Origin of the sequence: Streptomyces verrucosisporus (genome assembly GCF_017114865.1) — a bacterium.
Lineage (GTDB): Bacteria > Actinomycetota > Actinomycetes > Streptomycetales > Streptomycetaceae > Streptomyces > Streptomyces fenghuangensis.
On record NZ_JADEYH010000008.1, the window covers coordinates 58,671 to 72,172 of the forward strand.

Below are 13,502 nucleotides of genomic sequence, written 5' to 3' on the forward strand. Positions count from 1 at the left end.
GGGGCAGGCCGGCGGTCAGGCGGGCAGTTCGACGCGCGCGCCGAGCGCCGGCAGCTTCTCCATGAAGTTCTCGTAGCCCCGGTTGATCAGGTCTATCCCGTGGACCCTGGAGGTCCCCTGGGCCGCCAGGGCGGCGATCAGGTAAGAGAAGCCGCCGCGGAGGTCCGGGATGACCAGGTCGGCCCCCTGGAGCTTCGTGGGGCCGGACACGACCGCCGAGTGGAGGAAGTTGCGCTGGCCGAAGCGGCACGGCATGCCGCCCAGGCACTCGCGGTAGAGCTGGATGTGCGCGCCCATCTGGTTGAGGGCGGAGGTGAAGCCCAGCCGCGACTCGTACACCGTCTCGTGGACGATCGACAGGCCCGACGCCTGGGTCAGGGCCACCACCAGCGGCTGCTGCCAGTCGGTCTGGAAGCCGGGGTGCACGTCCGTCTCCAGGGCGATGGCCTTGAGCGCGCCGCCGGGGTGCCAGAAGCGAATGCCGTCGTCGTCGACCTCGAACTCGCCGCCCACCTTGCGGTAGGTGTTGAGGAAGGTCATCATCTCGCGCTGGCTGGCGCCGCGCACGTACACGCTGCCCTCGGTCGCCAGCGCCGCGCTCGCCCAGGAGGCGGCCTCCAGGCGGTCGGGCAGGGCTCGGTGGTTGTAGCCGCCGAGCTTGTCCACCCCGGTGATGCGGATCGTCCGGTCGGTGTCCACGGAGATGATCGCGCCCATCTTCTGCAGTACGCAGATGAGGTCCTCGATCTCCGGTTCCACGGCGGCGTTGGAGAGTTCGGTCACCCCTTCGGCCAGCACGGCCGTCAGCAGGACCTGCTCGGTGGAGCCGACCGACGGGTACGGCAGCTTGATCCTGCAGCCGCGCAGCCGCTGCGGGGCCTCCAGGTACTGGCCGTCGGCGCGCTTCTCGATCGTCGCGCCGAACTCGCGCAGCACGTCGAAGTGGAAGTTCACCGGGCGTCCGCCGATGTCGCAGCCGCCCAGGCCGGGGATGAAGGCGTGGCCCAGCCGGTGCAGCAGGGGGCCGCAGAAGAGGATCGGGATGCGGGAGGAGCCCGCGTGGGCGTCGATGTCGGCGACGTTGGCGCTCTCCACGTGGGAGGGGTCGAGCACCAGCTCACCGGATTCCTCGCCCTTGCTCACGGTGACGCCGTGCAGTTCGAGCAGGCCCCGGACGACCCGCACGTCGCGGATCTCGGGGACGTTGCGCAGCCTGCTCGGTTCGCTGCCGAGCAGTGCGGCGACCATGGCCTTGGGCACGAGGTTCTTCGCGCCCCGGACTCTGATCTCACCCTCCAGCGGTGTGCCGCCGTGGACAAGGAGTACGTCGTCGGTGCCGGTCATGGGCCTCGCGTTCCAGGATGAAGAAGAGCAGGGGCACAGGGAATGGTAATGGCCGTACGCCCGGGCCGTATCCGTCCGTCCGGGGCGCGGACGGGGCCGGAGGGCGGGCGGGCGCGCCCCGCACCGGCGCCGGGCTGCGCCCGATCGCACACCGTGCGCGGGCCGCTCCGCGGTGTTGTCCGGGATTCGGGCCCCCGCCCGGGCCCGGAGTGCGGGATCATTGGGGCATGACCGAGGTGACCTCGCTCACCGGGCGGCTGCTCGTCGCGACGCCGGCGCTGACCGACCCGAACTTCGACCGTGCGGTGGTGCTGCTCCTCGACCACGACGAGGAGGGCTCGCTCGGCATCGTCCTCAACCGGCCGACGCCCGTGGACGTCGGCGACGTACTGGAGCCCTGGGCCGCGCTGGCGGGGGAGCCGGGCGTGGTCTTCCAGGGCGGGCCCGTCTCGCTGGACGCGGCGCTCGGGGTGGCCGTCATCCCGGGGAGCGAGGGTCCGCTGGGGTGGCGGCGGGTGCACGGGGCCATCGGCCTGGTGGACCTGGAGGCGCCGCCCGAACTGCTGGCCGCGGAACTGGGCTCGCTGCGGATCTTCGCCGGCTACGCCGGCTGGGGGCCGGGCCAGCTGGAGAACGAGCTGGAGGAGGGCGCCTGGTACGTGGTGGAGTCCGAACCCGGCGACGTCTTCGCGCCCGAACCGGAGCGGCTGTGGCGGTCCGTGCTGCGCCGCCAGCGCAGCGAGCTGGCGATGGTGGCCACCTATCCCGACGACCCCTCGCTGAACTAGGGCGCGCACGGCGCCGCCCCGCAGACGGGACTTTCGAGGCGCGCCCCGGCGGCCCGGCCCGCTGCTCCGGGCGGGGCGGGTCCGGGTGCCCGCGGGGGCGGTCGCAGTACCCTTGGGGCCCATGAGCACTCCTGAGCCCGAGCGCGGGACGGGCACCGGCACCCTCGTCGAGCCCACCCCGCAGGTGTCCCACGGCGATGGCGACCACGAGCGCTTCGCCCACTACGTCCAGAAGGACAAGATCATGGCCAGCGCGCTCGACGGGACCCCCGTCGTCGCGCTCTGCGGCAAGGTCTGGGTCCCGGGGCGCGACCCCAAGAAGTACCCGGTCTGCCCCATGTGCAAGGAGATCTACGAGTCCATGGGAGCAGGTGGCGACAAGGGCAAGGACGGCGGCGGCAAGAAGTGACGCCGTCCCCCGGCGGCCTCCCCTCCTCCGTCCGGCCCTGATCCGCCCCGCGCAGGGCCCGTCACTCCTTCAGCGGCCCCCGGAACGCACCCCGGTGCGTTCCGGGGGCCGCCGTGCGTTCCGGGCAGGCGTCCGGGCTCGGCCGGGACGCCTTGTGAGCCGTCCCCGGTTGCCCTACTCTCCTGCGCAGTTGTGCATGACGAAACAGGCGTTGCGCAGGATGCAACGCCGCTTCTTCAGAGGTCGCCCGGAAGCGGGGCGCCGAGGACGAGGGCACGCGCCGACGGCTCGCGCGGCCCGCGGAACATGCGAGGAGAACCGGGCATGTACGAGCCCGATCTGGTCCCCCTGCCGCGCTCCGTCGAGGACGGCGGCGGACGGCTGGTGCTCGACGAGCGGACGGTGCTCGACGCCGGCCCCGGCACCGGGCGGGCCGCCCACTGGCTGCGCACCGCCCTCGCCGCGGCCACCGGCCTGCCCCTGCCGCCGGCGGGCCGGGACGGCAGAGGCGGCGGGGAGGGTGCGGGCGGCGGTCGCGGCGCCGTCGTGAGCCTGCGCCTGGACGAGGTGGTCGCCGCCGAACTCGGCCCCGAGGGCTACCGGCTGGACGTGACCGGCGGCGGCGCCGAGATCCGCGGCGGCGCGGCCCCCGGCGTCTTCTGGGGCGCCCAGACGCTGCGGCAGCTCCTCGGCCCCGCCGCGCACCGCCGCGCGCCGCTGCCCGGCCGCACCTGGTCGCTGCCCTGCGTACGGGTGGCCGACGCGCCCCGCTTCGCCTGGCGCGGCTTCATGCTGGACACCGCCCGGCACTTCACACCCAAGGACGGTGTCCTGCGCTGGATCGACCTGCTGGCCGCGCACAAACTCAACGTACTGCACCTGCATCTGACGGACGACCAGGGATGGCGCCTGGAGATCGAGCGCTTCCCCCGGCTCACCGAGGTCGGCGCATGGCGCCGGCGTACGAGGCTGGGGCACCGGGCCTCCCCGCTGTGGGACATGCGCCCGCACGGCGGCTTCTACACCCACGACGACATCCGGGAGATCGTCGCCCACGCCGCCGGGCGCCACATCACCGTCGTCCCCGAGATCGACCTGCCCGGCCACTCGCAGGCGGCCGTCGCCGCCTACCCGGAGCTGGGCAACGCCGACGCCCGGGAAAGGGTCCCCGGGGTGTGGGACGACTGGGGCGTCAGCTCCGAGGTCCTGGCCCCCACCGAGGACGTACTCCGCTTCTACGAGGGGGTGTTCGAGGAGGTGCTGGAGCTGTTCCCGGGCGAGTTCGTGCACATCGGCGGCGACGAGTGCCCCGCGGACCAGTGGCGGCGCTCGCCGTCCGCGCGGGCGCGGGCCGAGCGGCTCGGCCTGGACGGCGTGGACGCCCTCCACGGCTGGTTCGTGAGGCACTTCGACCGCTGGCTGGCCGAACGCGGGCGCCGCCTCGTGGGATGGGACGAGATCCTGGGCGCCGGCACGAACGGCACCGGCGGCACGGCCGGCGCGGGCACGGGGCTCGGCCCCGGCGCGGTGGTCTCCTCCTGGCGGGGCCGCGCGGGCGCGGTCGCCGCCGCACGGGCCGGGCGCGACGTGGTGATGTGCCCCGAGCAGGAGGTCTACCTAGACCACCGGCAGGACGGCGGCGAGGACGAACCGGTGCCCATCGGATACGTGCGCACCCTGCGCGACGTCCACGGCTTCGACCCCGTGCCGCCCGAACTCGCGGGCACCGGCGCGGCGGAGCACGTCCTCGGAGCGCAGGCCAACCTGTGGACGGAGGTCGTGGACGACCAGCGGCGCGCCGACTACCAGGCCTTCCCTCGCCTGGCCGCCTTCGCCGAGGCGGTGTGGTCGGGACCGGCCGCCCGGAGCGGGGCGGACGTCTCCGGGGACCCCGGGAGGCGGTTCGGGGACTTCGAGCGGCGGATGGCCGCCGCCCACTACGCCCGCCTCGACGCGCTGGGCGTGGCCTACCGGCCGCCCTCCGGGCCGCACCCGTGGCAGCGCCGCCCCGGCATCGCGGGGCGACCGTTCCCGGAGCCGCCGCGGATGTCCTGAGGGCCGGTCACCGAGCGCCCGGGCCCGCCCCGCCCCGGCTTCCGGGTCGAACCCCGGACCGCTCCGGGACGGTGCCCGAAACGGCCCTTATAAAGTAGTACAAGGTCTCCCAGGAGTGGCAAGGCACCTGTCTCGGTGACAACCGGCAAAAGCGGGCCATCGGCCAGGTCAGGGACGGATGCTCCCTTCACGGACCCCGGCTCCGGCGACCCCCCGGAATGTGCCAGAGTTGCCACGTCCGGGTTCCCAGCACGTACGGTACGGCTGGGCAGCCGGGACGACCGGGGAAGGGGCGCTGGATTGAGCACGCACGCACCGCACGCACCACGGGCGGCGCAGCCGGTCATGCTGCCGGCCACGCTCGACGAGGCCGTGGCCGCTCTCGCCGCCACGCCTGCCGCCGTGCCCGTCGCGGGCGGCACCGATCTGATGTCAGGGGTGAACTCCGGGCTGCTGAGGCCCGCCGCGCTGGTCGGCCTGGGCCGGATCAGCGAGATCCGCGGCTGGGAGTACCAGGACGGCAACGCGCTGCTCGGCGCCGGCCTCACACACGCCCGCATGGGACGCCCCGACTTCGCGGCCCTCATCCCCGCCCTGGCCGCCGCCGCCCGCGCCGCCGGACCGCCGCAGATCCGCAACGCCGGGACGCTCGGCGGCAACATCGTCACCTCCGCGCCCACCGGCGACTCCCTGCCCGTCCTGGCCGCGCTGGAGGCCACGGTGCTGATCGCGGGGTCGGGCGGCGCGCTGCGCGAGATCCCCGTCAGCCACCTGCTGACCGGCATGGAGATGCTGCGGCCCGGCGAGATCGTCGGCTATGTGCGCGTGCCGCTGCTGCACGCCCCGCAGACCTTCCTCAAGGCCACCGGCCGCACCGGCCCCGGACGCGCGCTGGCCTCGGTCGCCGTTGTGCTCGACCCCGTCCGCCGCGGGGTGCGCTGCGCGGTCGGCGCCGTCGCGCCGATGCCGCTGCGCCCGGTGGAGGCCGAGCAGTGGGTGGCATCGCTCATCGACTGGGACGGACGACGGGCCCTGGCCCCCGAGGCGCTGGCCGCGTTCGGCGACTACGTCGCCATGGCCTGCATCCCCGATCCCCCCGCCCCGGAGGGCGGGGAGGAGGCCCCCGTGCTTCCGCCCGCGGCACTGCACGTACGGCGCACGGTGGCGACACTGGCCCGACGGGGGCTCGGGAGGGCACTCGCATGAGCAACGACCAGCAGGAGCCGTTCCGGCAGGACGGCCGGCCCGTACCCCCCGCGGCCCCCGAGAGCGGCTGGGGAGGCGAGTACGACGGCGACTCCACCGCTTTCATACAGCTTCCCGAGAACCTGCCGGGCCCGTACCAGTACGGTCCCGCCGACGGGTCCGGCGGCATGCCCGAACCGCTCGCCGCGCCGGGCACCGGACACGGCTGGGAGCCGCCCGCCATCGACCCCGGCGCCCATCAGGCCCCGCGGGCCCAGGTGCCGCCGACCCCGGAGCCCACCACCGACCCGGCGGCCCCTGTGCAGTGGACCATGCCGTTCGCCGGAAGCCGGGCGGAGCCCGCGGACCCCGGTCCCTCCGGGGAACCCCCGCGGCCCGGGCAGGAGCAGACCCCGGCGCCGGGCGCGGCCGCCGCCATGGGGCAGGGAGCCGCGGCGGCCCTGGCCGGCTCGTACGAGGCGCGGCAGCAGCGCCGTCCGCAGGAGGACGGCGCCCATCAGGCGCAGACGCAGGCGTCGGCGGAAGGTTCCGGCGGTGACTGGAACGCGGTGCCCGCGCCCGGCGCGACCGGCCAGTGGTCGATCCCGTTCGCGGCGGCGGGCAGCCCCGACGACTCCGGCGAGTACCTGGCCGCCGCGGCGGCCGGGCGGGTGCCCGAGCCGCCGCCGGTCCGCGAGCCGGAGGAGGCGCACGAGCCGGAGACGGCGCACGAGCCGGAGGAGGCGCAGGAACCGGAGACGGCGGAGGCGGCGGATGCGGGCCCCGAGGCCCGCCCGGAGGCCGAGGACGCGCCGGGCACGTCGGACGCGCCGGACACCGGGGAGCCGCCGGCGGACCCGCCCGCCGACTCCTCCGCGCCGCGCGCCGCCGAGGTCGACAGTGAGCACCCGCACGTCTCGTACGTCCTGCGCGTCAACGGGGCCGAGCGGCCCGTGACCGATGCCTGGATCGGCGAGTCCCTGCTCTACGTGCTGCGTGAGCGCCTCGGCCTGGCAGGCGCCAAGGACGGCTGCTCGCAGGGGGAGTGCGGGGCCTGTTCCGTCCAGGTCGACGGGCGTCTGGTCGCCTCCTGCCTGGTGCCCGCCGCGACCACCGCCGGATCCGAGATCCGCACCGTCGAGGGGCTGGCCAGGAACGGCACGCCGTGCGACGTGCAGCGGGCGCTGGCCGCATGCGGCGCCGTGCAGTGCGGCTTCTGCGTGCCCGGCATGGCGATGACCCTGCACGACCTCCTCGAGGGCAACCACGACCCGACGGAACTGGAGACCCGCCAGGCCGTCAGCGGCAACCTCTGCCGCTGCTCCGGCTACCGGGGCGTGCTCGACGCCGTCCGCACGGTCGTCGCCGAGCGCGAGGCCGCGGCCGCCGCGCTCGCCGAGGCCCGTGAGGCCGAGGCCGCGGGCCGCACCGGCGACGGCGGGGAGCGGGGCGACGGCTCCCGCGTCCACATCCCGCACCAGGCCGGACCGGCCTCGCCCCGCACCCACCACGACCCGCCGCAGGACGGAGGCGCGCAGTGAGCAGCGACGCGGTGACCGCCACCCCGGCCCAGAAAGTGCCCCTCACCGGCACGGCCGCGGGAGGGGAGAGCGAGCAGGCGCGGTACGGACTCGGAGCATCGCTCCAGCCCGCCGACGCGCTCGCCAAGGTCCAGGGGACCTTCCCCTACGCCGCCGACCTGTGGGCCGAAGGGCTGCTGTGGGCCGCCGTGCTGCGCTCCCCTCACCCGCACGCCCGCATCGTCTCCATCGACACCGCGCCGGCCGCCGGGATGCCCGGGGTGCGGGCCGTCATCACCCACGAGGACGTGCCCGGTGACGCCACCCACGGCCGCCGGGTCGCCGACCGGCCCGCCTTCGCCCGGGACACGGTGCGCCACCACGGCGAGCCCATCGCCGCCGTCGCCGCCGACCACCCCGACACCGCGCGGCTGGCCGCCGCCGCCATCGCGGTCGAGTACGAGGTCCTGGAGCCGGTCACCGATCCGGAGAAGGCCTTCGAGGCCGAGCCGATCCACCCCGACGGCAACCTGATCCGGCACATCCCCCTGCGCTACGGCGACGAGTCCGCCACCGGAGAGGTGGTCGTGGAGGGCCTGTACCGCATCGGCCGCCAGGACCCGGCCCCCATCGGCGCCGAGGCCGCGCTCGCCGTGCCGCGCACCGACGGCGGGGTGGAGATCTACACCGCCTCCACCGACCCGCACACCGACCGCGACCTGGCCGCCGCCTGCTTCGGGCTCCGTCCCGAGCAGGTCAAGGTCGTCGTCACCGGTGCCCCCGGGGCCATGGCCGACCGCGAGGACCTGAGCGTGCAGCTCCCGCTCGGCCTGCTGGCGATGAGGACGGGCTGCCCGGTCAAGCTCGCGGCCGGCCGCGAGGAGTCCTTCCTCGGCCACGCCCACCGCCACCCCACCCTGCTGCGCTACCGCCACCACGCCGACGCCGAGGGCCGCCTGGTCAAGGTCGAGGCGCAGATACTGCTGGACGCCGGCGCCTACGCCGACGACTCCGCCGACGCGCTGGCCGCCGCCGTCTCCTTCGCCGCCGGCCCGTACGTGGTGCCGCACGCCGTGATCGACGGCTGGGCCGTGCGCACCAACAACCCCCCGTCGGGCCATGTGCGCGGCGAGGGCGCGATGCAGGTGTGCGCCGCGTACGAGGGCCAGATGGACAAGCTCGCCGCCAGGCTGGGCATGGACCCGGTCGAGCTGCGGATGCGCAACGCCATGGCCACCGGCGACCTGCTGCCCACCGGCCAGACCGTAACCTGCCCCGCGCCCGTGGCCGAACTGCTGCGTGCGGTGCGTCAGGCGCCCCTGCCGCCGCTGCCCGCGGACGGCGCGGACGGCGCCCCGGGTCCGGATGAGTGGCTGCTGCCCGGCGGGCCCGAGGGCGCGGGCGATCCGGGCGCGGTGCGGCGCGGTATCGGCTTCGCGCTGGGCATGGTCCACATGCTGGGGGCGGAGGGCGCCGACGAGGTGTCCACGGCCACGGTGAAGGTCGACGGGCCCGTCGCCACGGTGATGTGCGCGGCCGTGGAGACCGGACAGGGCTTCTCCACCCTCGCCCGGCAGATCGTCCAGGAGGTCCTCGGCGTCGAGGAGGTGCACGTCGTCGCCGTCGACACCGACCAGCCCCCGGCCGGACCGGGTGCGCGCGGACGCCACACCTGGGTCTCGGGCGGCGCGGTGGAGCGGGCCGCGAAGATGGTCCGCACCCAGCTCCTCCAGCCGCTGGCCGCGAAGTTCGGGATGTCCACCGAGCTGCTGACCATCGCCAACGGCAGGATCACCTCCTACGACGGGGTGCTCAGCACCACCGTCGCCGAGGCCCTGGAGGGCAAGGAGCTGTGGGCCACGGCCCAGTGCCGCCCCCACCCCACCGAGCCGCTGGACGACACCGGCCAGGGCGACGCCTTCGTCAGCCTCGCCTTCGCCGCGATCCGGGCCGTGGTGGACGTGGACGTGGAGCTGGGCACGGTCCGGGTGGTGGAGATGGCCGTGGCCCAGGACGTGGGCCGGGTCCTCAACCCCCAGCAGTTGCGCGCCCGGATCGAGGCGGGCGTCACCCAGGGCGTCGGCGCGGCCCTCACCGAGCATCTGCGGGTCTCGCGCGGGGTGGTGCGCCATCCCGATCTGACCGCCTATCCGCTGCCGACCGCGCTGGACGCCCCGGACATCCGGATCGTGAAGCTGGTGGAGGAACGGGACGTGGTCGCGCCCTTCGGCGCGAAGTCGGTCAGCGCGGTGCCCGTGGTGGTCTCCCCGGCGGCGGTGGCGGCGGCGGTGCGCGCGGCGACCGGTCGCCCGGTCAACAGGCTGCCGATCCGCCCGCAGGCCGCGGTGGCCGGTCCCTGACCTTCCGCCGGCCCCCTCCTCCCCCCTGTCCGCCCGTCCTGTCCGCCCGGTCCTGTCCGGGCTCAGCCCCGGGGGCGGGGGAACAGGGACGGGGAGGCCTGGGTGAGGCTGGCGCCGGTCTGCGCGTCGCGGCGCACCGGCTCGGGGCCGTACCAGTCCAGGCACATCACGGTCGCGTCGTCCTTCAGCTCACCCCGGTTGGCGTCCAGGACCGCCATGGTCAGGATCTGGGTCGCCTCGCGCGGATGGAGCTGCTGGGTGTCCTTGAGCAGCGCGGGCAGGTCGACGAGCCGGGAGCGGCGGTCCAGCATCCCGTCGGTGAGGATGACCAGCCGGTCGCCCGGCCGCAGCTCCATCACCTGCACCTCGTACAGGCGCTGCGAGGGGACCCCGAAGGGCAGGTTGACCTTCAGCCCGACCTCCTCCACCCTGCCGTCCCGCAGCAGCAGGGGCCAGGGGTGTCCCGCGTTGACGAGTGCGACCCGGCCGTCGCGCAGGCCCACCCGCAGCAGCAGTCCCGTCGCCATGGCACCGCCGCTGTGGTCGACCATGGCCCGGTGGGCCCGCCGTGCCTGCTCCGCCAGGTCGCAGCCCGCGCGGCGCGCGCCCCGCAGGGCGCCGACCAGCAGGGTGGCGAGCATTGCGGCGTTCACCTCGTGGCCCATGGCGTCGGTGACGGACAGGTGCAGGGTGTCGCGGTCCAGGGCGTAGTCGAAGGTGTCGCCGCCGACGTTGCCCGCCGGCTCCAGGGCCCCGGCCACCGCGAACTGCGCGGCCTCGCACGACAGCGAGGAGGGCAGCAGATTGTGCTGGATCTCGGCGGCCAGGCTGAGCGGGGCCGTCCGCTGCCCCCACTGGTAGAGGTCGGTGAAGCGCTGGTTGGCGATGACGATGTAGGCCAGTGTGTGGGCGGCCCGGCTGATCTCCCGCAGCGTTCTGCGGTCCGGACCGGCCGGAACGCGCACCTCCAGCACACCGATGGAGTCCCCGCGGTTGGTGACCGGGACGATCACCCGTTGCCCCCCGTCCCCGTCGACGGAGTCGGCCAGCCGCAGCCGCTGGGTGCGGATCACGTCGCCGTAGACGGTCCCGAACAGCGGGACGGTCTCCGTGCTCTCGCCCGCCCCCATCTCGCCCGCCGTGCTCATCCGCACCACCGACTGCCGTGCCAGGTCGGTGATCAGGAACGACACCGAGGTCGCGCCGAAACGCCGCTTGAGTTCCCGGGCCACCACGTCGACGGACTCCACCGGCGACGCGGCCTCCGCCGCCGCCAGGATCCCCGTGTGGGTGCCCCGTTCGGTGTCGTACTCGACCGTCATCGTCAACTCCCCTCGCCGGAACACGCTCGTTCCGGGCCGTCGTCGGCGCGCTCCGGCCCTCCACCCCGGATGCCGCGCCCGTCAAGATCCGCTGCCGTGCCTTCTGTGGTCCGTATGCCCCGGCATTCCGTTTCAGTGCGTGCGGCCGTGCCGCACGGCCGCACGACCGGTCACGCGGCGGGCGTACGGGCGCCGCCGGAACGGGGCGAACCGCCCGGGAACACGCTCCCCCGGCCGGCGGAAGGCCCCCTCCCGGGCCCCTCCCCTGGCCTCCTCCCCGGGACCTGGGTCCGAAGGACGAGCCGGTCACCGACCTGTGACAGGCGCCAGTGTCGGAGACGGGCCTTACTCTGAGCGCATGACCGCACTCGACGACGAGCTCGACGGTCCCCAGGGCGGGGACCTCGGCACAGTGGCCCCCATCACCCCCGTCCTCACCCCGGTGCCCACACCGGAGGCGGACGGCGGGGTGCTGGGCCGCACCTACCGGGCACTGACCCTGGGCATCGTCTCCGTCGTCCTCCTGATCGCCTTCGAGGCCACGGCCGTCGGCACGGCCATGCCCGTCGCCGCCGACCGGCTCGACGGGGTGTCGCTGTACGCCTTCGCCTTCTCCGCGTACTTCACCACCAGCCTGCTGGGCATGGTCGCCGCCGGCCAGTGGTGCGACCGCAGCGGGCCGCTGGCGTCGCTGGCCGCCGGTATCGGGTCCTTCGCCGTCGGGCTGCTGCTGTCGGGCACGGCGGCGCAGATGTGGGTCTTCGTCCTCGGCCGCGCGGTGCAGGGCATCGGCGGCGGGCTGGTGATCGTCGCGCTGTACGTCACCGTCGGCCGCGCATACCCCGAGCGGCTGCGGCCCACGGTGATGGCCGCCTTCGCGGCCTCCTGGGTGATCCCGGCCGTCGTCGGACCGCTGATCGCCGGCACGGTCACCGAGCAGCTCGGCTGGCGCTGGGTGTTCCTGGGCATCCCCGCCCTGGTCGTCCTGCCCATAGCCGTCATGCTGCCGCCTCTGCGCCGGGCCGCCGCGGGGCCGCCGCCCGGCGGTGCGAGGCCGCTGGACCGCCGGCTGATGCGGCTGGCGGTGGCGGTGTCGCTGGGGGCCGGGCTGCTCCAGTACGCCGGCCAGGACCTGCGCTGGATCTCCCTGGTGCCGGCCGTGACCGGCGCGGCCCTGATGGTCCCGGCCGCGCTCGGACTGCTGCCGCGCGGCACGTTCCGCGCCGCGCGCGGGCTGCCGACGGTGGTGCTGATGCGCGGCATCGCGGCGGGCTCGTTCATCGCCGCGGAGAGCTTCGTTCCGCTGATGCTGGTGAGCCAGCGCGGGCTGTCGGTGACGATGGCCGGCCTCTCCCTCGCGGCGGGCGGGGCGACCTGGGCGCTGGGCTCCTTCCTCCAGTCCCGGCCGTTCGCCGAGGCGCACCGGGAGCGGCTGGTGCGGTACTGCATGGTGCTGGTGACGGCGGGGATCGCGGCCACACCGCTGGTGCTGCTGGAGTCCGTGCCGGTGTGGACGGCGGCGGTCGCGCAGGCGGTGGGCTGCTTCGGGATGGGCGTGGTGATCTCGTCCACGAGCGTGCTGCTGCTGAAGCTGTCCAAGCCGGAGGAGGCGGGCGCCAACTCCGCAGCCCTCCAGCTGAGCGACGGGCTGTCCAACATCGTGCTGCTCGCCGCCTGCGGCGCGCTCTTCGCGGGACTGGGCGGCGGCGCGGTGTCGGTGGCGCACGGCGCGGGACAGGCGGCGGGCGCCGCCTCGGCCTCCCACCCGGCGGCGTTCGTGGCGGTCTACCTCCCGGCGGCGGCGGTCGCCCTGGTGGGCGCCCTGGTGGCGGGGCGGCTGCGGGCGGGGAAGTAGTTGGTACCAAAGTGGTGTCGCCCAGTGGTACCGTTCTGGTATGGCCATGAACCTCCGCCTTGACGACGACCGCACCGAAGCCCTCAAGAAGCAGGCTGAGCTGGAAGGGCGCAGCATGCATGCCATAGTGCTCCGAGCGGTGGACGACTATCTGGCGCGGAACGCACGTGAAGCCATGATCCGCGAGACGGCGAAGAGGGAAGCGGTCAAGTGGCATGAGCTCATGGAGCGGCTCAAGTGACTTTCCTCTACCTCACGGCCGAGGAAGTGCTGGCCGTCGCCGAGCACGCGTGCGGCGATATGCGGGTGGCGGTACGCGACATCGGTCTGCTTGAGTCGGCGGTGCATCGCCCCTCGGCTTCGATGTTCGGGACCGAGGCGTATGCGGACCTGTTCGACAAAGCAGCTGCGCTCCTTCAGTCCCTGGCGATCAACCCCCCGCTCGTCGACGGCAACAAGCGGACGGCCTGGCTGTCGTGCGTGACGTTCCTGTCGCTGAACGGGGAGCGGCTGCGCCCCGACGTCGACGCTGCCGAGAGTCTGGTCATCGCGGTGGCGACCGGGGAACTGGAGGACATCAAGTTGATCGGCGAACGGCTGCGCCTGCTCCGGGACACCGGCGATCCGTGACGTGGACCGCTCCCCGGTCCGCTTCCCGGGATGT

General features: G+C 74.6%; 11 protein-coding genes. 9 read left to right on the forward strand and 2 right to left on the reverse strand.

Annotated features, from left to right (window positions below; translation table 11 throughout):
* Nucleotides 1-15 precede the first annotated feature (15 nt).
* Entirely contained in the window at nucleotides 16-1,344 is a 1,329-nt protein-coding gene (murA, locus tag IQ279_RS11660) for a UDP-N-acetylglucosamine 1-carboxyvinyltransferase (RefSeq protein WP_206348336.1), read from the reverse strand.
* A gap of 227 nt (nucleotides 1,345-1,571) precedes the next feature.
* Between murA and IQ279_RS11665 the strand changes: the two genes are divergently transcribed.
* The 6 genes from IQ279_RS11665 (at nucleotide 1,572) to IQ279_RS11690 (ending at nucleotide 9,661) form a co-directional block, all read left to right on the forward strand.
* Nucleotides 1,572-2,132, forward strand: a complete 561-nt coding sequence (locus tag IQ279_RS11665; RefSeq protein ID WP_206348337.1) for a YqgE/AlgH family protein — start codon at nucleotides 1,572-1,574, stop codon at nucleotides 2,130-2,132.
* A gap of 121 nt (nucleotides 2,133-2,253) precedes the next feature.
* A complete protein-coding gene (locus IQ279_RS11670) occupies nucleotides 2,254-2,541 on the forward strand; it encodes a DUF3039 domain-containing protein (RefSeq protein WP_093654114.1) in 288 nt (95 codons plus the stop codon).
* A 324-nt stretch (nucleotides 2,542-2,865) separates the two neighbouring features.
* Complete coding sequence (locus IQ279_RS11675) at nucleotides 2,866-4,596, forward strand: beta-N-acetylhexosaminidase (RefSeq protein ID WP_206348338.1); 1,731 nt, start codon at nucleotides 2,866-2,868, stop codon at nucleotides 4,594-4,596.
* Between the two features lie 345 nt (nucleotides 4,597-4,941).
* Entirely contained in the window at nucleotides 4,942-5,802 is an 861-nt protein-coding gene (locus IQ279_RS11680) for an FAD binding domain-containing protein (RefSeq protein WP_206348442.1), read from the forward strand.
* The gene (locus IQ279_RS11685) at nucleotides 5,799-7,322 is read left to right on the forward strand and encodes a 2Fe-2S iron-sulfur cluster-binding protein (RefSeq protein ID WP_206348339.1); all 1,524 of its coding nucleotides are present in this window, start codon (nucleotides 5,799-5,801) and stop codon (nucleotides 7,320-7,322) included. The genes IQ279_RS11680 and IQ279_RS11685 overlap by 4 nt, the downstream gene beginning before the upstream one ends.
* The gene (locus IQ279_RS11690; protein ID WP_206348340.1) at nucleotides 7,319-9,661 is read left to right on the forward strand and encodes a xanthine dehydrogenase family protein molybdopterin-binding subunit; all 2,343 of its coding nucleotides are present in this window, start codon (nucleotides 7,319-7,321) and stop codon (nucleotides 9,659-9,661) included. Before IQ279_RS11685 ends, IQ279_RS11690 begins: the two co-directional genes overlap by 4 nt.
* A gap of 62 nt (nucleotides 9,662-9,723) precedes the next feature.
* Here the strand turns inward: IQ279_RS11690 and IQ279_RS11695 are convergent, their stop codons facing one another.
* A complete protein-coding gene (locus tag IQ279_RS11695; RefSeq protein WP_206348341.1) occupies nucleotides 9,724-10,983 on the reverse strand; it encodes a PP2C family protein-serine/threonine phosphatase in 1,260 nt (419 codons plus the stop codon).
* 358 nt (nucleotides 10,984-11,341) lie between these two features.
* Between IQ279_RS11695 and IQ279_RS11700 the strand changes: the two genes are divergently transcribed.
* Genes IQ279_RS11700 through IQ279_RS11710 form a run of 3 tightly spaced genes read left to right on the forward strand, consistent with a single transcriptional unit; the run spans nucleotide 11,342 to nucleotide 13,468 of the window.
* Entirely contained in the window at nucleotides 11,342-12,838 is a 1,497-nt protein-coding gene (locus tag IQ279_RS11700; protein WP_206348342.1) for an MFS transporter, read from the forward strand.
* A gap of 40 nt (nucleotides 12,839-12,878) precedes the next feature.
* The gene (locus tag IQ279_RS11705) at nucleotides 12,879-13,079 is read left to right on the forward strand and encodes a ribbon-helix-helix protein, CopG family (RefSeq protein ID WP_206348343.1); all 201 of its coding nucleotides are present in this window, start codon (nucleotides 12,879-12,881) and stop codon (nucleotides 13,077-13,079) included.
* Nucleotides 13,076-13,468, forward strand: a complete 393-nt coding sequence (locus IQ279_RS11710) for a type II toxin-antitoxin system death-on-curing family toxin (protein ID WP_206348344.1) — start codon at nucleotides 13,076-13,078, stop codon at nucleotides 13,466-13,468. Before IQ279_RS11705 ends, IQ279_RS11710 begins: the two co-directional genes overlap by 4 nt.
* Nucleotides 13,469-13,502 lie beyond the last annotated feature (34 nt).